The organism is Bradyrhizobium sp. USDA 4472, assembly GCF_054058595.1.
In genome coordinates this window covers 342014-360976 of sequence record NZ_JBSSAM010000001.1, presented here as the reverse complement: position 1 = coordinate 360976, position 18963 = coordinate 342014, and the positions used below count along the sequence as shown (strand labels likewise).

Genomic DNA, 18963 nt, shown 5'->3' with positions numbered 1-18963 from the left:
CGACCGCGCCGCGTCCTCCACTTCACCTCTCCCGCTTGCGGGAGAGGGGGCGCACCTCCGGCCGCGGAGCCGCCCTACGCCGCCAACTTAGCTAGCCCCTTCCAGTCAAAGCTGATGCCGTGTCCCGCGCGGTCCGGCGCCAGCGCCTTGCCGTCTTCGAGCAGCAGCGGATGCTCGATGTACCTGTCGAGCCCAAACCCGTGCGCCTCGAGATAAGAGCGGTTCGGGCAGGCGGCGAGCAGATGCACGGTGATGTCGTGCGCGCCGTGGCTGGTGACCGGCAGGTTGAAGGCCTCCGCCAGCCGCGCGATCTTCATGAAGGCGCTGACCCCACCGCAATTGGTGACGTCGGGCTCGGGATAGGACACCGCGCCTGATGCGATGTAGTTCTTGAACTCCCACAGCGAGCGCAGATTCTCACCCGCCGCGATCGGCACACCGCCGGCCTGCACGATGCGCGCGTGGCCGGCGACATCATCAGGGATGATGGGTTCTTCCAGCCAGGTCAAATCGTGGGCTGCGAAGGCGCGGGCGGCGCGGATCGCTTCCTCCACCGTCCATTTCATGTTCGCGTCCGCCATCAGCGGAAAGCCGTCGCCGAGATGTTGGCGCATCGCCGCGACGCGTGCGAGGTCGGATTTGAGGTCGGGCCGGCCCACCTTCATCTTGATGGCGCGAAAGCCCTTTGCGAGATTGCCGTCGGTCTGCTTCAACAGCGCCTCGACCGGCAGATCGAGGTCGATGCCGCCGGCGTAGCACGGCACGCGCGCATCGAAACCGCCGAGCAGCCGGAACAGCGGCAGCTTCGCCCGCCGCGCCTTCAAATCCCACAGCGCGATGTCGAGCGCGGACAGCGCGAGCACGGAAGGCCCGCCGCGCCCGCCATAATGCAGGCCCCACCAGACGTGATGCCAGAGGGCTTCCGTGTCCTCAGCCTCGCGCCCCTCGACCAGCGGCGGAATCTCGCGCTTGAGAATGTCTGCGACGGCGCCGCCGTTGCGCCCGACCGTGTAGGTGTAGCCAGTGCCTTCCGCGCCATCGGCATCGCGCACGCGGCAGGTGATCAGCTCGAAAGCCGACATGTCGCCATGGGTGGAATCCGACAGCGTAACGGGGAGGGGGATCCGGTAGAGCCCGGATTCGATATCAGCGATGCGCGGCATGTTTGCTCCCTGCATTTTCGTTGCAGGCTAGGCTGACGTGGAGCCTCGGGCAACTGCGTTCGCGGCAATGCTGCTGCGTCCTCATGCGCGCGGGAACCGCGCGGGCGCCCGGATCGATCCGTTACGGCCGGCGCGCCTGCTTCATCGCCCGCTCGACCTCGTCGGCCAGCCGGCTGAAGTGCCGATGCAACCGGTCGAACAGGTCTCGCTTGGAGGTCTGGGTGGCGAGGTCGCGGATCAAGGCCGCCTCGGCCGCGTCCTTGCGCAGCTTCTCCAGCGAACTGACAAAATCCTTCATGACCGATCTCGATGCGAACGTTCCGTTCGTCAGACTGCCGCTGCGATCCAGATGACCATGGCGAGCAGAAGCAAGACCCACACGAGCGAGGCCGTGAACCAGGCGTCCCAGGACCTCATGTCGAAGCCCCTTCGTCTCGAACTTCGTTGCCGCACCGGCACTTGAACAGGCGCACGATGTGGTCCGTCCGCGGATCGCTGTAGCGTACGATCAGGCGGAGCGTTTCGGAGCCGCAGCGCGAACATCGCGGCGGCGTTCTTTCGAGAGATTGGTGCATGAACCCGCGCCGCCGCCGTTGACCTCAGAACACGGCCAACTCAATAGAGCCTTCACCCCGGGCTTTCTTGTCGGTTTCCGCCCATATTTTGGGATTTCGCGCCAAGCAGCGCGACATCAGGAGCCCGCAGTCCGGAATTGCCGCGGCGTCACTCCCGTCCAGCCGGTGAAGGCGTGGCTGAAGGAGCTGACTTCCCGATAGCCCAGCAGCCAGGCGATTTCCGAGATCGGCAGGTCTTGATCGCGCAGATAGCGCTTGGCGAGGGCTTGTCTCAACTCGGAAAGCACGGCGGAAAACGTCGTGCCCTCGTCCGAGAGAGCGCGGGCAAGCGTGCGACCACTCATTCCTGTGCGGCGCGCCACCTCCAACACGTGGGCCTTGCCATTGGGGAGCAGCTGGATCAGCTCGTCCTCGACGCGCGAGCGCAAGCTGCTGCGCTGCGCCTTGCGTCGGCCCAAGGCCTCATCGGCATACTCAAGCAGTATCCGGTTCAGATGGGTATCAGCGCCCGCGACCCGCAGTGCGGCACTCTGTTCGGGAAACGCGATCTCGTCCCGATTGGCGCCATAGTCGATGGCGCAGCCAAGGTCGATGCCGGGGCGGAGCTGTGGCCTGCCGTATCTCAATGTGATCTGTTTTGGTGAGACCCTGCCGCCGGTCAACGCACGCGCGATGCGCACCAGGGTCACCACCCAGAATTCAGCATGATGACGACCGAAGCGACGATCGAGGTTGAGGTATTCCAGCCCGATCGAAAGCGTGCGGCCGGCGGACACCTCCAATCGCACGCCCTCATTGTTGATCGCGCAATACCGCGCAGCGTTCGCAAGCGCGTCCGCCAGATGTTCGGACGACGCCATGACGTAATAAACCAGACCGATCTCGCCGAGCTCGAAGTCGCGCGCGAGGTGCAAGCCGAAATGCGTGTCTTCCAGCTCCGCGGCTGCCAGCTCGAGCAACCTGACCTGCGCTGCGGCGGCGACGCGGCACTTGGGATCCGCGATGTCCTGGAGCGTGAGGCCCGCTTGCTCGAGCACCGGCGCCGGATCCCTGCCTTTGCGGCGCAGATAGGCGCAGGCGAGGCGGGCGATACCGCCGGTCGCGCTGAGGATTGAGCTCAAGCCGTTCGCCGATCGGCTGCGCATGACGGCCTCTCAGGCAGCTCACCGCATCGTCGCGAGCTGCACGGCCAGCGCGCACGCCCGGTCATATTCGTCGAGATTGATCCACTCGTCGATGGTGTGCGCCTCGTTCTGCCCCGCGCCGAAGGTCACGGTCGGAATGCCGTGACGAACCATCCAGTTGGCATCGAGGCCACCATTGGCGGTGCGGACGTTCGGCGTACCGCCGACGGCAGATACCGCCTCGACCGCGCGCTTGATGACGGGCTGACTGTCCTTCATGCGGAACGGATAATAATCGGTCTCGGCCTTGAACTTGACCCTGCCGGACTTGCCCTGGGCGTTCGTCACCTTCTTCGCCGCCTTCTCGAAGGCGGCCTTGTAGGCCTTGGTGATCTCCTTGAAGAATTTTCCGTCATGGCTGCGGCTTTCGCCGCGCACATGCACATAGTCGGTGACGACGTTGGTGGCATCGCCCGCGGGACGGCCTGCGCCGCCGGTGACGGGGCCGACATTGCTGGTGCCTTGTCTTTTGCCCTTCACCACCTTGCCGAACCAGCCGCCGGCCTTCACGTCGGCAAGCGCGAGCGCCATGATCATGGTGGCGGAAATGCCGCGCTCCGGCGCGACGCCGGCATGCGAGGCGCGGCCCATGATCTCGGCCGTCCAGCGGTCCGCGCCCACGGCGCCGATCACGACGTTGGAGGCCGAGCCGCCGTCATAGTTGAACGCCATCACCGGTGACCCCAGCTCGTCCAGCTTGACGTGGCGCGCGCCATAGAGCCCGCTTTCCTCGCGCACGCAGAACAACAGCGTGATCGGTGGATGATCGAGCTTCTGCTTTTCCAGCTCCGCCGCTAACGTCACCAGCACGCCACAGCCGCAGCGGTTGTCGCCGCCGAGCGCGGTCTTGGCGGAGTTGACGATTCTGCGGCCGGATTTCTTCGGCTTGGCGCCGGCGCAGAGCGGCACGGTGTCCATGTGGGTCATGAACATGATGCGCGGCTGGTTGTGCAGCGCGCCGCGGCCGGGCAGGTCGACGATCAGATTGCCTGTTTCGGTCGGCACGGGAATGCGGGTGTTGGCGTCGTCGAGCCGGATCGCCTTTGCCGGCACGCCGCTGTCCTTCAGTGCGGCCGTGAGCTCCCGCCCGATCGCCGCCTCCTGTCCGGTGATGCCTTCCACGGAGAGGAAGCGCATGAGGCGGTCGGTCGCGGCCTTGGTGTCGACAGGCATGAAAATCATTCCCTTGCTGGACGGTTGCGCCAGCATCTCCCGCGCCGATGCGTTGTGCAAGGGCCTCAGACGCTGCGCGTAGAGGCGAGGAAGATCGTTGCACCCAGCAGCAGCGCCGCGGCCATGAACAGCAGCACCGCCGGCAGCCCCGCGAATGCCGCCACCGCACCGGTGACCGATTGCATCAAGGCGGCACCGAGGAAGAAGGCGAGGTTGATCGCCGCGAGCGCCTTGCCCGCGGTCTGCGCGTCGACCAGCTGCCGCGACATGCCGAACAGCAATGGCTGCGCCGAGGTCGCGATGCCAATGAGCACGAACAGTACGAGATCATAGAGCGGCGGCATTACAGCCACGCCGAACAGCATCGAGACCAGATCATGCGGCGCGCCGAGCGCCATCAGGGCCAGCAGCAAACCTCCGATCATATGCGTGCTTGCCACCAGCTCGCGGCGACGACTGAGCTTGCGGTCGATCATGCCGACGAGAAGCGGACCGGCGATCATCGCCAGCGTGAACGCGCCGAGCTGATTGCCGGCCTCGACCCGCGACAATCCCTTGATGTCCATCAGCCACGGGCCGCCCCACAGGCCGCGCAGCACCAGCGAGCTCGACAGCGACACCAGCGCCAGCGCGATCAGGCCGCGCAAGGGCCGCGACAAGCCGAGCCTGAGCACCGCGATCATCTGCGACAGGGCTGAGGAATCGTCCTTGTGCTCGGCCGGCTGGCTCGGCACCAGCGTGAAGACGGCGAGCGCGACGAGGACGCCGCCGAGGCCTGCGATCCAGAACCCGGCGCGCCAGCCGTAATGATCGACCACGAAGGCCAGCGGGCTCGACGACAACAGCATGCCGATATTGCCGATCGAGAGGATCGCGCCCGACCACAGCCCGAACCGCGCCGCCGACAATTGCTTGGCTGCCAGCGTCATCGGGCACATCAGCATGCCTGAGGTGGCGATGCCGAGCAGCACTTGCCCCATCGCGAAGCTCGAAGGCCCCGTGGCAAAGCCCGAGGCGATCGCACCGATCACGGTTCCCGCAAGCAGGCTCAGCGACACCGGCCGCACGCCGAAGCGGTCCATCGCAGCGCCAACCGGAATCTGCGCGGCGGCAAAGGCGAAGGGATAGACCGAGGTCAGGCTCGCCAGTGCCTGCGGCTCCATCCGGAAATCCGCGGCCATCAGGTCGAGGCTGACCGCCGGAATGGTGCGCAGCAAGGTCGAGAGCATGTGCCCGCAGGCCAGCGCCAGCAGCGCAAGGATCAGTGCGCGGGTGCCGTTTCCCACTTCTTCAGTCGCAACCGCACTCATCAGCGTCCCGTCCCAACGCGCTTTTTCGTGCCGTTACACGATCGGACGGCCCATGCCAACAGCTGGGGGCGAGGCGCTGGCGCAGGGCCGACCAGACCTGGGGACAGATCACGAGGGGCTTGAGAGCCGTCCACCACGTGCCGCCATCCCGGGTGGCGGCCATTCCAGGCCTCGGGCCGATGAACCGCGGCGGCCGTCAGGACGTTGTACTCGGGAGAAGGTGGCGTGACGGGAAGCATCTGCGATTGGCAGCGGTGATGTCTGTATCCGAGAGTGCAAGCCAGACAGCCAGTGACGCGGCCCGCCGAGTGCGGAGAAGACGCAATTCCTTATTGTTGGTTCTCGGGGTTGGATTTCTTGTTTTTGCCGTGGCATCGGGTGCACTTTATTTCGTGTTGCGGCCGGACACGCTCCGGATCGCCGTTGGACCGGCTGGCAGCGACGACGACAAGGTCATTCAGGCGATGGCCGATGCCTTCAGCACCGAGAGCCGGACCGTCAGGCTGTCGCCGATCAAAACCGCGGGAGCGGTGGAGTCCCTTGCCCTGCTTGGAGCTGGCAAGGCCGATCTGGCCGTTGGCCGCGGCGACCTGGACATGCCCGCCGAAGCACAGACCGTCGCGGTCTTGCGCAAGAACTTCGCCGTTCTGTGGACACCGTCCGGACGTGGAACCAGGACCTCGAAAAGAAAGCAGACGCCGAAAATCAAGGAGGTTGCCGATCTCGCGGGGCGTCATATCGGTATCATCGGGAAAACCGCGGCGAATGCCGCGTTGCTGCGAGTCATCCTGAGCGCCTCCGGGATCGAGGCGGACAAGGTCACCGTGACGCATTTTGGCACGGACCACCTCGACGAACTGGCGCGCGACCTCCAGCTCGATGCATTCATGGCGGTCGGGCCGCTCGACAGCAAAATCACATCTGATGCCATCGCCGCAACGGCGCGGATACGAGGCGAGCCGAAGTTTCTCGCCATCGAGACATCGGAAGCGATCGCCTTGAAGCATCCCCGGTATGAATCCGAGGAAATTCCGCCGAGCGTCTTCAATGCGGACCCGGCATGGCCGGATGACAAGGTCGAGACGGTCAGCGTGAGCCACCTCATCGTGGCGAGAAAGACCCTGTCCGAAACGACGGTCGCCGCTTTCTTCCGGCAGCTCTTTGCCGTTCGTCAGGCGATCGCGAAGCAGGTTCCTGGCGCCTCTCACATCACCAAGCCCGACCTCGAGAAGGACACCGAGTTGCCGGTGCATCGGGGAGCGGCGGCCGTGATCGACGGCAATGAACGCAGCTTTCTCGACCGCTACGGCGATTACTTCTGGTTCGGGCTCCTGCTTCTCTCCGGCATCGGCTCGGCGGCCGCCTGGCTGCGCCGCTATTTGAACCGCGACGAAAGGGAGGAAAACACCAGCCATCGCAAGAAAATCCTGGCGATGGTTTCCACTGCGCGGACCGCGGAGTCCAACCAGCAGCTCCTGACTCTGCAGCATGAGGCCGACGAGATCATCCGTGAAACACTCGCGTGCTACGACGACGGCGCAATCGAGGAGGAGGAGCTCGCGGCATTCGGGCTGGTTCTCGATCTGTTGCGCAACGCCATCGCCGAGAGGCGGGCGACGTTGCCACGTGCCAATGTCGAGACGGTGCGAGCGGCAACGACAATGGCGCGAGGATCAGGCGGCACGTAATCTGCTTTTCCGATCCTCTCGGTCGGCTCGGCAAGCCGGACCGGGCCGGATGCCCGGGTGCTCAGCCTCAGGCGTTGGCACGAGTGATGTGCGGATCGCGATCCAGCCGCTCAGTTGGTGGCGAAGCAGTAAAACAATCCCGCGCCGCCGACGCGCTGCAAGTTCGCCTGGGAACAACCCGGCGTCTTGTGCGAATAGTTCCACAAATTGGGACCCTGAGTGTTGCCGATCAGGTCATGGTGTCCGACGATCGCGCTGCCCTGTCCGTCAGTGCTGCTGGTCCAGTTACTGCAAGTCGCGTCGGCACCGGGAATGGCCGTGCCATCCTGTTGTGTGCCGGTGAGCATGTCATGTTGATTGGGATTGTCGACGCGTCCCTTGACCACCATGCCCTTCTCGTCGAGTCCGGTCTCTTTGTTGATCTTGTTGTTGTCGCTGTGCAGGTCGGCCACGTTTGCCGCGATCTGGATGCCCTTGGCGTTGGACCAAGGACCGCTACCTATCCGGTCCTTGGCGTTGATCGCGCCCGGCCCCTGCGTCGAAAGATAGGCATGCCATGTCTTGCCGCCCGCGCCTGCGGCCTGGGCGAGGGTCTGGCAATGTCGATCCGCCCCGTCGAGCCCACCGAGGTCGCCGCCCTTTCCAAGACCGACACTGGTTATGAAGAAACCCATGCTGCTTTGCTGGGCTTCCGCCGGTCCCCGCATGCTCGGCGTCAACAATGCCATGGACGAGAGTAGAGCCAAATTCACTATCTTGGTCATGCAGTTGGTCCTTACCAGTGAGGACTCTCGTCCCACATCACGCGCCGATGCAACCCTGCTCCAACCGGGTGTCCGGCATTCGCTTGAATCAACTATACGATCAGATGATCCATATTACACTTCCTCCTTCATCCTAAAGTGAAGGCGGGGTCCCGGCGGCACTGGTTGGGTCGGATCACGGCGTCGTTGTCGACAATTTCTACCCAACGCTTGCTCAGGGAGCCTTTGTCTCTGCCGCCTGATGCTGTACGACTGTTCGTCCACACATCGCCCTTCGCGACCAATTCCGGCGATCGCCCTCAGGTCGGCTCAGTCCGCAACTCGGCTTCCCTTGCTTTTGCTTTCAGAAAGGCATGCGCAGGAAAAAGGACCAAACAACCAAAGCCGAACACCAGGTGGACCCATTTCGCCACTCCTTGCGTCTCTTCCTCACCATAGTACAGCATCAGTGCGGTCACGCACAAAACCGTCATGGTTGCGGTCACCAAGGTGCCGGTGACAATGTTGCGCCGGCTCCGCCATCCCGCCCGGACGTGCAGCGGCAGCAGCGAGCCGACGCCGACCAGCACGGCGTAGGACGAAATGCCGTGCAACGTCAGCAGGAGGTGCGCGGCACCGCTGAAATCACCGGTAGCGATATCATGCAGGAAGAACCAGGCCAGGCCGGACAGGCTGACAGCTGTCATGCTCGCGAACACCGCCGTTCTCTGCCAGAATCCAAGACGCATCCGTCAAGCCGCCTTTTCGACGACCGCACCGCCCGACGTGATGAAGGCCAGTGCGCCGAACCTGGCGAAGCAATTCGCATCCGTGCGTCCGATCTGGACTAGAACCTTCGTGAGCGCGTCGGCCAGCAGGCATGTTCGCGCTACCACCGAATAGGCTGCGTCCGGGGGCGACAGCTCCGAAGTTGGCAGGGGGCCTTTGCGCACGGTCCTGTCGGCCGCGGATGTCGCGATCGCGGCGTTGCGCAGCAAGCCTGCCTGCATGACATGACCATCATCGCGTCCGCAGCGGATGTAGACGGGCTGCGCCGTTTCGCCGATGACGCGCATGTCGCCGCCGGCATTGACCAACGCGCCGCGCACGCCGTGGGCACGCAACATCGCGATGGCGCGATCGACCGCGAATCCCTTCGCGATGCCTCCGAGATCGAGGCCGACCCTCGTCGAGAATCTGATCCTGTTGTCGGACAGGAATGAGACCGCCGAGAACGTTCCACCCTCGATGTCATCGAGGCCTTGCGACGGTAGCAGCCCGCGTCGCATCGCCTCGTAGCCGACAGCGCAGTCGAACAAGCCTTCCGTCGCATCGAACAGAATGCGCGCCCGATGCAGGACTTTCATCGTCCAGGGATCGACAGCCACCGGCCCCGATACGCCATGGCGGTTGAGACGCGACAGGTCGCTGTCCGGATCGTGGAAGCTCATCAGGCGATGAACCCGCTCGATCGCCGCGAATGCGGCGTCGACCGCACGCTCCAGAACCGGCTCGGCCAGGCCAGTGGCCTCGATCTCGACGAACGTTCCCAGCAGCGGACGCGCGCGTCTCATCGGATGCTCATTCCCTGCTCATCCTTTGGCCTTCAAATTCTGCAGGACTCGCTTGACGCTATCGGTGATGTGCTTGGATGACAGCGTCGCGCCGCTGATGTTCTTGATGTCGGCGCCGAGTTGCAGCGGTGAGCTTGCGCTCTTGCCGACGAATTGCGCGCGCCATGAGGCGTCGCGCACCTCGTAGCCGTAGGACTCCCGGTAGTCCATGATCTCGATCTGCTTGACCGTTCCGTTCGGATTGATGCCGATTGCGACGGTGATGTATTCGTGCTTCCCCACCACGCGCTCGACGACGAAATAGCCGCCGCCGGACGTGCGCCACGTGTTCGGCTGCCCGGTGGTAGAGAACGTCGCCCCCGGGAAAATCGCATGCTGCGCCTGCTCGACGGAGAAATAGGTCGCCGCATAGGCAGGCGTGGAGATCGCTGCGACCGGAAGCCAAACCCAATGACTCGCTTTCATAACTCAGCCCCTCAGAACGTATAGCCGGCCTTCATCCGGAAGCGGAATCTTTCGAAATCGTTGTCCCCGATGTAACCGTTTACCAGAGCGCCCGGAACTGTGTCCGTATGATTGGTTGCCCAGGGCATCTGCCAGAGCGCGGTTGCCGTCAGGAAGAAGCGTTCGCCGCCATAGTGCAAGGTGGGGCCGAGATAGTAGCCGTTGTTCGACTCGTGATTGAACCAAAAGCTATTGACCTCGTGTTCGTTCATGAATTCGAAGCCCGCCGACCAGTTCGGCATAAATCGGTAGGAGGCCGCGAAACCGAAATTGATGTCGGTCTCCATGCCCCAGCTTTTGGCAGAAGTAGGGTCAATTGGATCAGCCAACGTGTTGCGGAACTCTGGCGCCCAGGTGAAGTTGAACGCCACGGTCAGGAGATCGTCCATGAAGTTCTTCTGGACGATGATCTTGTTTTCCACCTCGAAGAAATTCGGACCCACCGTCGGCTCGGTGTACAGCGCAAGCCCGATGCCGTCGGTGTAGGGACTGAGGATCCGGTAAATCAACTCGCCCGAGACACCGGTGAAGCGCTTTGCATTGAAGAAATCGTCCGGCCCGGCCGCGTAATCCGAGAACTGTTCCGGTGGTGTCGTCGCGCCGAACGGACCGTTGTGATAGGCCTGCGTCCAGGCATAGTTGAGATAGATCGCGGCTTGCAAGTTACTGGCGAGACCATATTCGAATTCAGTTCGCCCCTCGATCTGGTCATAGGTGCCACTGTTCTTCTGATGCCGCCACGTCACCCATTGCTCGACCTCCTTGCCACCCTGCGGCAGGAGATCGGTGGTGTAGACGAAGGCGAAAGCGGATTCTTCGGCGAACGCGGCTGAACCGGCCAACCACAGTGTCGTCGCGAGCAATGCGCAGCGTACGTAGCGGCGAGCCGGAACGCTCCTGCGTCTCGCCGGCTTCGACCGACACCCACGTCGCGCCTCCCTGCCGGATTGCGCCGTCGACTTTCGAAATGAATCCAGGTGCAGTCTTCCAACCATCGCCACCCCCTTTTGGGCTCTTGCCAAGATTTGTTCTGTGGCTGGCTTCCTCTGCGCGCAGAGGTGGCTGGCTGGGAACGTGAATTGCCTTGTCCGCGGCGGCTCGGAATCTCCCGATTCACGGCCGGCGGCCTCTACTTCGTCAGAATGAGCTTGCCCGCCGCCGTCAACTGCAGGCGATAGATCTCCTCGTCATGCCTAATGATCAGTAGCCTCGCGCCTTGCAGGAGGTCGCGGCTGCTGATCGTGCGCGGCGCGGGTGGTGAAAATTGCACAGCGAGCAATCCCCCGCCGTGAGGTGGCTTGTCGGTCATTGGCGTCCCGCGCACATTCGTCACCCAACAGACATCTCGGCCACCGACGCGATCGCGAAAACCCGTCGGCCGGACGTGTCCGTCCAATCTCAGATTCTTCAGTCGCGCCACTGGTTGCCCGGTGGAGTTCGCAACTCGACTCCGCGAGCAATCAGCTCGACTTCTGATGGAGATAAACTGTAGAGGCTGCCTGAGACAATATAGCTCACCTGGAATCAATCTAATTGTCGAGACATCCGCTGAAGCGCGTTTCCAAATATCGCGCTCGCTAAAGCCAGCGCGATCAACGATCTAGGGAAGCTCAGCACAACGCAGCTACGCTCTGCACTCGCATTCAGGATTTGGAAGAACTCTAGATCTGCCTGAGCCTTGAGGAGGCGAGATCAACTGCCAAGCGTGCCGTGCCTCGATCCGACTGCCAGTTTCGTCAGTCGCTGTACGGAAAAATCCCGCCGTTTTCGATACGACGGCGTAGGCTTGGGCCCAACTCGCCGCTCGGCGCCAATGTCTGCGCCTGTCCGTTCTGCGACTTCCGTCGGCCCGTCGCTTAATCAGTACACACCCCAGTTCGCTGACCACGCTTCAAGCTTTGGCTCGAGTTCTGAAATGCGGCCGTCGCCAAGGGCTAGTCGCACACGTCTGTAGCGGCGTTAACGGATGTGCTGGAATGCTCCCGCTGCTCGACATGACACCCGGGCTTGACAGGCCGGCAACCGGCATTCGAGCAGATCATCTGGCCGCTGATCTCGCCTGCGGTTTTGAAGGCGCTGACTCGACCTGCTTCGCTCGTCGCAATGTCATCAAGGCTGTGCCGGGTCCCGCGTCACGGCTCCGACCGTCGCTCGAGCGGAGCGTAGCTGGACGCCCCAAGCGGCCAGCTGCAGCAAGGCGGCAGCGGTGGCCATCACGTCGAACGGCAAATACAGGATGATTCCTCGATTCAACGGATCTTGGAAGTCGACGAGGAACACGTAGAGAATGTAATTCATTCCGATGATTCGCAGTAATTTCCAGCTCTTTGGGGCGAGCAGCGCGTGCAGGTTTCCAAAGGAGAGAACTGCAAGAAGAATGGTCAAAGCCGCGGCGGCTCCGAAACGGATGAACACGGCCAGGGTCGGGACTGCGCCAATCCAGCAACGCCAGCTGACAAGGGCGAGATGAACAATGAGTGCGGCTGCGAAGGCAAGGCCAAGTTCGCGCCCACGCTGCTTCAGCGGCAGAAACGTCGCACCAAACAGCGTCGTCAATGGCCCTCCAGCATATGCCGCCAAGAACCAAAGGAACTGGAGGCGTCCTGTCGCGAAAAGTGCGGCATTGGTGCCGTGAACGTCGGCGCCGCGGACCACGAGTATGATAGCCGCCAAAAGCAGGTTGGCTGCAAAGGCCAAGCCGATCCACGATTTTGCCGGTCTGGATCGCATGTTCTGCACCTGGGCACCCGATGTCGCTTCAGTTCGCGCGCAGCCAGAACGCCCGCCACGACGGGCCGCCGCACTCAGGTCCACCTCCGGTCCTCGAAGAGTCTACTGCAAAGTCGCGAGGGAATGACCAGTCAGAAGGAGTACCCCCCATCGAGAGGTCCACGACAGACGACCGACTTCGCCGTTGTTCGAGTTGCGCACGGGACTAAATCCGCGGTTGTGATCCGCTCGGACATATCCAAAGCGGACATGAAGGAGCAGGGAACTCTGGCAGACGCGCGTTCCAAGGTGATGATCCGCCAGAGCAGGCAGCGGCTCCTCTTCTGCCTCGGCTTGGCGAAACGGATTTGTAGTTTGGTTCCTATTTTTTTGAGCGGAGAATGACTACCCCTTCAGAGCGACGATGAAAGGCTCTCTTGCGACAACTTGGCTCTTCACGCCTTTCGCCTAAAATCCAATGATGCAGGCGCCCGGGAAAAGTCGGCAGCCAGCGCTACGGGCATGTTTGAAGTCATGTGAATGAATTCGGAGGTGTTGGACCAATGCCTGTGCCAATTGAAATTTGGAATTGGAGAATGGATGATCTGGCGCCGTCGCCGATCGAGCCATCCTGGATCATTGAAGGCAATCCGGAAGCCCGCTTGCGCCTGCTGTCGGCGAACGCATGCAACACTGCCAAAACCGTGATCTGGTCGTGCACCGAGGGCAAATTCAACTGGTACTACGATCGTGACGAGACGAGCGTGATCCTCGAAGGATGGATAATGCTTGAGAGCGAGGGGATGCCGCCGAAGCGCTATGGGGTTGGCGATGTGCTCATTTTTCGCAGAGGCGCGCACGCCAAATGGCACGTTCAGGGCTATGTGAGGAAGATCGCCTTCCTGCGCCATTCCCCGATCGGTATCGCCATCCATGTGTTCAACAAGATCAAGTCCGTAATCGCGCGGAACGCGCCGAAGATCGCTGCGGCGTCATCCGTCGCCATTTCGGAGTAAGATTGCACTTCGGCTGCTGGCCCGAGGCTGGCGCCGCCGGATGTCCTTTCTTGCGCCGGTGGGGAGTGGCAAGCGGGATCAAACTTGCCACGGAGAGGACCCCACGGTTGCCATGCCGGTTCTCCAAGATCATCCGGCCGGCGCGATGCGCAGCCGGTGCAACCGATGCAGCTCCTTTGCGGCATCCTTCATCAGGCCACGTGCTGCCTCACGTTCCTCGCCGGCGATGAAGCCTGACACGAAAGCCTGCGCGCGCCGGTTCGCCGGCGGCGCGGTCAAGGCGGCCTGCGTCGCCAGCTCGCGGTGTGCCATGAAGTCGTTGAGCGATCCCAGCGCGGATTGGATCCGCTTCAACACACCCGAGAGGGACGCGAGCTCGTTCTGGTCGCGACCGCGATAGAGGCTCTCGAAGAAATCGACGGCATAGCGGATTTTCTTGATCCGGATGCGCAGCTTGTGGCGTTGTCGCGGGTCAAGCTCGGCCAATTGCCTGCCCTGCTTCCGCGCCTTCCGGATCCGCCGGTCAAGCACGTCGGCGGCATAGGCGGCGATCGATCGATCGTCGCCGGTGTGAGGACGTCCGGCCTCGATCCATTGCAGCACGTCGATCAGCATGCGGCGGTACCGGGCGGATGCGACCGCGTTGCGGGCGCGGTCGAAGGCTTCCGCTCTCCGCCCGGCGAACCTCCGCTGGATCGCATGAAGGCCGCGCTTCGGGACGCCCTGGTCGGCGACCGGCTGGATGCTCTCCTTCAGGAATACGTCGATCTCGCGCGCCGGCGCCAGCTCGTTCGTGAGCCATTTCAGCTCGGCCTTGATGCGCGCGGTGCTCGCGCGCGGCAGCACGTCCTTGAACAGGGAGATGGCGGCTCGCAGCCGCCGCAAGCCGACACGCATCTGGTGGACCCCTTCGGACTGCATCGTGCGCACCGGATCGGCGTTCGCCGTGATCTGCCGCATCGTCGAATGTGCGATGACGGAAAACGCCTCGCGAGGGGACAGCGCCCCCTTCAACGTGATCGGCTCGGCGCGCTGCGCACCCAAACCGGTTCCGGTCGCGAGCTGGAAGCCGCGATCAGCCTTCGAGCGCAGATCGAGCTCGGCACCCGTTCTGCGTTCGAGAGTCCGCGCCAGACGGAACAAATCGGCGAGCTGTCCGGACTTCAATTCCAGCTCCAGCTCGGAAACGGGACGCGAGCGGCGCCCAACCTCGATGCGGCCGCGATCGATTGCAAGCTCGATCCGGCTGCTTCGGACCCGCCTTGCCTGGGTCGTACGATGAACATCGGTCCGAAACACCGGCTTCAGCTTGCGAGCAAGTTGCTTGCTGCGGGCGAGGTCACCGAGCGGGGAATTCTTCGTCTTGGCGAGGTCCGGCTTCATGCCGGCAATTGCGTCCTCCCATTCGCCGCGCGTCATGCCGCCGGAGCCCCCCGCTTTCACGGTCTGGACAAACTGGCCGTCGACCTCGCGGACCCGCAGCGTCAGGCCATGTCGTCTGAGCTTGCGCTTGGGGGTGTCGAAATAGGTCGACACGAGCGTGTGCCGCGACGTGTCGCGGCGCCGCTGACGCGAAGCGTCGTCGGGCAGCACGGACGACAATTTCCCCGGTGAAAGCTGGAATTTCAGTTCCGTTTCTGCGTTCATCGGACGACTTCCCGTTGCCGAGGAGAAGTGGCGCAGTCGCGGGAAGTTCCGCCCGCGGCCGTCATTTCCATGGGCGCCGCTCGCGAATGATCGTCAATCCCGGCAGCGTCGGACTGCCTGGTTACGATGGGCGGGCGCCCGTTCCTTATGTGGTCGAGGTCGCCACGCCGCACGCCCGTTAGGCGATTCTTTCCTCCGAGGTTCGGTTGATTGCTCCTCATCGCGCGCCTCACATGATCATCAGCGTTGCCGTCACCGCCGGGTCCTCGCGGCGGAGTGACGGCTCAGCAGCGGCGCGATGTTGCGCGCGCCGCGGACCACGACGCGGGAAGGGTTTCGGCGGATGCCTCTTCTACGGCGCCGCTTCCGTCAGAAGGGCTGCCGGATAGACCGGCTTGGTGAGGAATTTTGCACCAGGCGGCAAGGGGCGGGGCAGCGGACGGCCGGAGATCACGATGATCCGCACGTCGGCATGATGCTGCTTGGCGAAGTGCGCCAGATCCACCCCGTCCATCTTTCCGACCAGATTGATGTCCGTGACCATCAGGCTGGGATGCCGCGCTTTCAACGCCAGAGCGGCGGTCTCTGCGTCCTCGCACTGGAGCACGTCGAAGTTGTTGTCCTCGAGCAGCATCGCCAGCATTTCGCGCTGGATGTCGTCATCCTCGACGACGATTGCGGTCGGGCGGATCGGCTTCGATTGGCCCATGGTTGCACCTCGCTTCGTAACAAATGTTAAGTGCAAGGCGGCGAATATGTTCCGCAGCACCCGGCTCGAGTTGCTCGAACCGCGATCCTGCAAATGTTTCGGGTCTCGAGAGTCCGGTCCAAACCTCCCGGAACGGCCGGTTGAGATAGATCAACGTCCGGCAGGTCACAGTCGCCAGGATAGCGCAGGAGGGCGGTCCATGAACCTGCTGCTCAAGGAAATCCGGCACAGTCCGCTGCTGTGGCTGCTGGTCTTCGTTCCCGTGGTCATCGTGTTGGCCCACCTCATGCCGAACGCGCACACGCTGCTGTTCGTCCTGGCGGTGATCGCCATCGTTCCGCTCGCAAGCCTGTTGAGCCACGCGACCGAGGCCGTTGCCGAGAAGACCGGTGACGCCATCGGCGGGCTGTTGAACGCGACGCTTGGGAACTTGACGGAGCTCATCATTGCGGTGACTGCCTTGCGTGCCGGTGAGTACATGCTGGTCAAGGCGTCCATCGCCGGCGCCATCGTCACCAATTCGCTGTTCATGCTGGGAGCATCATTGCTTCTGGGCGGACTGAGGCATCACGTGCAGGACTATAACCGCGCAGGGGGACGGCTGCACTCCGCGTTGCTCCTGATGGCCACGATTGCCCTGCTTTCGCCCTCCGCGGTCGCTGACCTCAACTTTCAAGGAAGCGAGGCCGCCGTTCATCGTCTGAGCGCAGCGCTGGCTGTTCTCCTGATTGTTGCCTACGGTCTCAGCCTGTTGTTCTCGCTGCGCACGCACAAGGAGCTGTTTGCGAGCGGCGAGCACGCCGAAGCGGCTGGCCTCGTGCTGCCGATCTCGATAGCTGTTCCGACGCTTTTGGTCGTGACCGTTCTGGTCGCGCTCGTGAGCGAGGTATTCGTCGAGTCGGTCCAGAAGGCGGCCGAGACACTGGGTATGACACCGGCGTTCGTCGGCTTCATCGTCGTCGCCCTTGTCGGCGCGGCAGCCGAGATGGCCGTGGCATTCTCGGCCGCTCGGCGGAACCGGCTCGACATGAGCGTGAGCATTGCGTTGGGGAGTGCCTCCCAGATCGCCTTGTTCGTTGCGCCCCTCCTTGTGCTCCTCAGCTATCTCGTCGGACCGAAGCCGATGGATCTGCAATTCTGGCCGGGCGCCGTGACCATGGTGATGATCGCCAGCGTCGTCGCATGCTTCGTCACCAACGGTGGACGGTCGGCCTGGTTTGTCGGTGCGCTGCTATTGTGTATCTATGCCATCTTCGCGATGACACTTTACCTGGTCCCACCGGGCTCCCATGGTCCTGTCTGAAACATCGGACGCCGCTCACTTCAGCTCCCGAAGAAGTTTTTGCGTTTCGCGCAACAAGTCGCGGATTTGCCTGCGCTCGTTCATGGCCTCACCGGTATAGTAGCCGTGCTTGACCGCATTGCCGTTTCCATCAGGCGCTCCCGATCCCCATGCCCCGCCATGCATGCGGCAGCGCGCCTTGCCGCGCAATGCCGGCGCGCGACAGGTCTGACCGTCGCGTGTTTGCGCGCCGCAGCGCCGGCTCGCTTGCATCGCGGCGGTGTTGCGGGCGTGGCTCATGCGCCGACGGCGTCCACAAGGCCCGGCTGCGCGGCGATCAGGTTCGCGTGTTGTGCGAAATGACCGACGACGGCCTTGCCGCCATCCTGCACCGACAGATTCTGCACCGTGATCGCGCACGCGCCGCTGCTGCGATGGCGGTTCAGGGCCTCCATCTGGTTCGCGAAGGTGCGCGACAGCCGGGTCAGGGCGCGCGTCAGACTTTCCTGTTGCGTCACCTCGGTGGTGCAGGCGAGGCGGCAGGCGCAGCGCATTGTCGCGACCTGAATGCTCACCATCTGCGCCGCCAGCATCGCCTCGAGCGAATCCTTTGGCGCGATGCTCTTCAGCATCGAAACCATGAAGGAGAGATTGCCCTGGTCGGGCTTGAGCGCGACGGCGCTGGCTTTCACGAGCTGGCTCAGCAGGCCGTGCAGCGCGTCGCGGTCGGGGGCGCCGAGCGCCTCGGCCAGCAGCTTCTCGCCGGTGTGCGGATCGGCGTGGTCGATCACGACGCGCCTGCGACGGAGCTTGACCTGTGGGACTGCGGTGATCGGGGCGCGATCGTTGGCCACGATGGGCATGGCTTCGGTGGTCGTCAGGGATGTCGTCATGCGATGGGTCCTTTGCCGGCGCAAAGCGCGAAGGCTCGCCGTGAGCGAAGCCGATCGCGCGCTTGCTGACGCGGCGGTTTTGATTTTCAGATTTCGGCGAGGAATTTTCGTGCAAGCCAGGTCGAGGGACGCCCGGGAGGCGTGCGGTGACCACAGGCTGATCGCGCGATGATGCCACCATGCACCTGTTTTGCCCGACGGGTCAAACGAAATTTCTGATATTCAGCATCTTCACCCGTGCGAAGCCTCGGTCCCCCTGGCGCCGGCTACTGTGCATGGGGTTGTTTTCGTCGTTTGGCCCGATCGGCCGCGCTCACTTGCTGCGGGGCAGGCGCGCGAGCAGCGGGCGCTGGCCTTCGTTGATCTTCGCGTACGCCTCCTCGAGGGTGAACCATTCGGCGCGATCCACCTCGGGAAAGCGTTGCCGCTTGCCACTGCGCGGCGGCCATTCGATCTCGAAACTGTTGCTGCGGATTTCGGTCGCCTCGACATCGAGCTCGGCCGCGAAGGCGGTGACGATCTTGCCGCCGCGCTGCTTGACCTCGCCGAGCGCGATCAGCGGCACGGACACCTCAACTCCGAGCTCTTCGGCAAACTCCCGTCGGGCCGCAAGCTCTGCGTCCTCGTCGTCGGCATATTCGCCCTTCGGAATCGACCACGCCCCGAGGTCCTTGTTGCGCCAGAAGGGGCCGCCGGGATGGACGAGGAGCACCTCGCATATGCGACGTTTTCGATAGGCAAGGATTCCGGCGCTTCTCGAAGGCATCGCAAGGTTCCGTGCAGGCGAGGCGTC

The 18963-nt window shown here is 63.2% G+C and carries 20 protein-coding genes and 1 pseudogene; 4 read left to right on the top strand and 17 right to left on the bottom strand.

Annotated features, from left to right (window positions below):
* Nucleotides 1-74 precede the first annotated feature (74 nt).
* From ACVWZ4_RS01635 to ACVWZ4_RS01615, 5 genes are all read right to left on the bottom strand, one after another.
* Entirely contained in the window at nucleotides 75-1163 is a 1089-nt protein-coding gene (locus ACVWZ4_RS01635) for a mandelate racemase/muconate lactonizing enzyme family protein (RefSeq protein ID WP_456737995.1), read from the bottom strand.
* A 121-nt stretch (nucleotides 1164-1284) separates the two neighbouring features.
* Complete coding sequence (locus ACVWZ4_RS01630) at nucleotides 1285-1461, bottom strand: hypothetical protein (RefSeq protein WP_456702328.1); 177 nt, start codon at nucleotides 1459-1461, stop codon at nucleotides 1285-1287.
* A 393-nt stretch (nucleotides 1462-1854) separates the two neighbouring features.
* Nucleotides 1855-2883: an AraC family transcriptional regulator ligand-binding domain-containing protein gene (locus tag ACVWZ4_RS01625; protein WP_456739715.1), complete on the bottom strand. Its 1029-nt coding sequence runs from the start codon at nucleotides 2881-2883 to the stop codon at nucleotides 1855-1857.
* Between the two features lie 18 nt (nucleotides 2884-2901).
* Nucleotides 2902-4095 carry a M20/M25/M40 family metallo-hydrolase gene (locus tag ACVWZ4_RS01620; RefSeq protein WP_456739714.1) on the bottom strand — a complete coding sequence of 398 codons (1194 nt, stop codon included), beginning with the start codon at nucleotides 4093-4095 and terminating at the stop codon, nucleotides 2902-2904.
* A gap of 65 nt (nucleotides 4096-4160) precedes the next feature.
* Nucleotides 4161-5405, bottom strand: a complete 1245-nt coding sequence (locus ACVWZ4_RS01615; RefSeq protein WP_456737996.1) for an MFS transporter — start codon at nucleotides 5403-5405, stop codon at nucleotides 4161-4163.
* 257 nt (nucleotides 5406-5662) lie between these two features.
* On the opposite strand from ACVWZ4_RS01615, the gene ACVWZ4_RS01610 reads away from it, so the two are divergent.
* The gene (locus ACVWZ4_RS01610; RefSeq protein ID WP_456742174.1) at nucleotides 5663-7093 is read left to right on the top strand and encodes a TAXI family TRAP transporter solute-binding subunit; all 1431 of its coding nucleotides are present in this window, start codon (nucleotides 5663-5665) and stop codon (nucleotides 7091-7093) included.
* Between the two features lie 110 nt (nucleotides 7094-7203).
* Here the strand turns inward: ACVWZ4_RS01610 and ACVWZ4_RS01605 are convergent, their stop codons facing one another.
* From ACVWZ4_RS01605 to ACVWZ4_RS01575, 7 genes are all read right to left on the bottom strand, one after another.
* Nucleotides 7204-7857: a hypothetical protein gene (locus ACVWZ4_RS01605; RefSeq protein WP_456739713.1), complete on the bottom strand. Its 654-nt coding sequence runs from the start codon at nucleotides 7855-7857 to the stop codon at nucleotides 7204-7206.
* A 299-nt stretch (nucleotides 7858-8156) separates the two neighbouring features.
* A complete protein-coding gene (locus ACVWZ4_RS01600) occupies nucleotides 8157-8585 on the bottom strand; it encodes a hypothetical protein (protein ID WP_456739712.1) in 429 nt (142 codons plus the stop codon).
* Nucleotides 8586-8588: 3 nt separating this feature from the next.
* Nucleotides 8589-9410, bottom strand: a complete 822-nt coding sequence (locus tag ACVWZ4_RS01595) for an FAD:protein FMN transferase (protein ID WP_456739711.1) — start codon at nucleotides 9408-9410, stop codon at nucleotides 8589-8591.
* A gap of 18 nt (nucleotides 9411-9428) precedes the next feature.
* Nucleotides 9429-9875: an FMN-binding protein gene (locus ACVWZ4_RS01590; protein ID WP_456702335.1), complete on the bottom strand. Its 447-nt coding sequence runs from the start codon at nucleotides 9873-9875 to the stop codon at nucleotides 9429-9431.
* An 11-nt stretch (nucleotides 9876-9886) separates the two neighbouring features.
* The gene (locus ACVWZ4_RS01585) at nucleotides 9887-10756 is read right to left on the bottom strand and encodes a hypothetical protein (RefSeq protein ID WP_456789953.1); all 870 of its coding nucleotides are present in this window, start codon (nucleotides 10754-10756) and stop codon (nucleotides 9887-9889) included.
* A gap of 287 nt (nucleotides 10757-11043) precedes the next feature.
* Complete coding sequence (hemP, locus tag ACVWZ4_RS01580; RefSeq protein ID WP_456739709.1) at nucleotides 11044-11223, bottom strand: hemin uptake protein HemP; 180 nt, start codon at nucleotides 11221-11223, stop codon at nucleotides 11044-11046.
* An 800-nt stretch (nucleotides 11224-12023) separates the two neighbouring features.
* The gene (locus ACVWZ4_RS01575) at nucleotides 12024-12728 is read right to left on the bottom strand and encodes a hypothetical protein (protein WP_456739708.1); all 705 of its coding nucleotides are present in this window, start codon (nucleotides 12726-12728) and stop codon (nucleotides 12024-12026) included.
* A gap of 458 nt (nucleotides 12729-13186) precedes the next feature.
* Between ACVWZ4_RS01575 and ACVWZ4_RS01570 the strand changes: the two genes are divergently transcribed.
* Complete coding sequence (locus ACVWZ4_RS01570; RefSeq protein WP_456738326.1) at nucleotides 13187-13639, top strand: cupin domain-containing protein; 453 nt, start codon at nucleotides 13187-13189, stop codon at nucleotides 13637-13639.
* 129 nt (nucleotides 13640-13768) lie between these two features.
* On the opposite strand, the gene ACVWZ4_RS01565 is transcribed toward ACVWZ4_RS01570, so the two are convergent.
* A complete protein-coding gene (locus tag ACVWZ4_RS01565) occupies nucleotides 13769-15286 on the bottom strand; it encodes a CYTH and CHAD domain-containing protein (RefSeq protein WP_456739707.1) in 1518 nt (505 codons plus the stop codon).
* A gap of 74 nt (nucleotides 15287-15360) precedes the next feature.
* On the opposite strand from ACVWZ4_RS01565, the pseudogene ACVWZ4_RS01560 reads away from it, so the two are divergent.
* Nucleotides 15361-15465: pseudogene (locus ACVWZ4_RS01560) on the top strand (metallophosphoesterase family protein); the annotation flags it as partial.
* A 173-nt stretch (nucleotides 15466-15638) separates the two neighbouring features.
* Here ACVWZ4_RS01560 and ACVWZ4_RS01555 read toward each other — a convergent pair.
* Nucleotides 15639-15995 (bottom strand): response regulator, encoded by a 357-nt coding sequence (locus ACVWZ4_RS01555; RefSeq protein ID WP_456738002.1) that lies wholly within the window; start codon nucleotides 15993-15995, stop codon nucleotides 15639-15641.
* A gap of 199 nt (nucleotides 15996-16194) precedes the next feature.
* Here ACVWZ4_RS01555 and cax point away from each other — a divergent pair, with 199 nt between their 5' ends.
* A complete protein-coding gene (gene cax, locus ACVWZ4_RS01550; RefSeq protein ID WP_456739706.1) occupies nucleotides 16195-17298 on the top strand; it encodes a calcium/proton exchanger in 1104 nt (367 codons plus the stop codon).
* 15 nt (nucleotides 17299-17313) lie between these two features.
* Here cax and ACVWZ4_RS01545 read toward each other — a convergent pair whose 3' ends face one another.
* From ACVWZ4_RS01545 to ACVWZ4_RS01535, 3 genes are all read right to left on the bottom strand, one after another.
* Nucleotides 17314-17577 (bottom strand): HGGxSTG domain-containing protein, encoded by a 264-nt coding sequence (locus ACVWZ4_RS01545; RefSeq protein WP_456702343.1) that lies wholly within the window; start codon nucleotides 17575-17577, stop codon nucleotides 17314-17316.
* The gene (locus tag ACVWZ4_RS01540) at nucleotides 17574-18170 is read right to left on the bottom strand and encodes a hypothetical protein (RefSeq protein ID WP_456739705.1); all 597 of its coding nucleotides are present in this window, start codon (nucleotides 18168-18170) and stop codon (nucleotides 17574-17576) included. The genes ACVWZ4_RS01545 and ACVWZ4_RS01540 overlap by 4 nt, the downstream gene beginning before the upstream one ends.
* A 313-nt stretch (nucleotides 18171-18483) precedes the next feature.
* On the bottom strand, nucleotides 18484-18936 hold the full coding sequence (locus ACVWZ4_RS01535) for an NUDIX domain-containing protein (RefSeq protein WP_456739704.1): 453 nt from the start codon (nucleotides 18934-18936) through the stop codon (nucleotides 18484-18486).
* Between the last annotated feature and the right edge of the window lie 27 nt (nucleotides 18937-18963).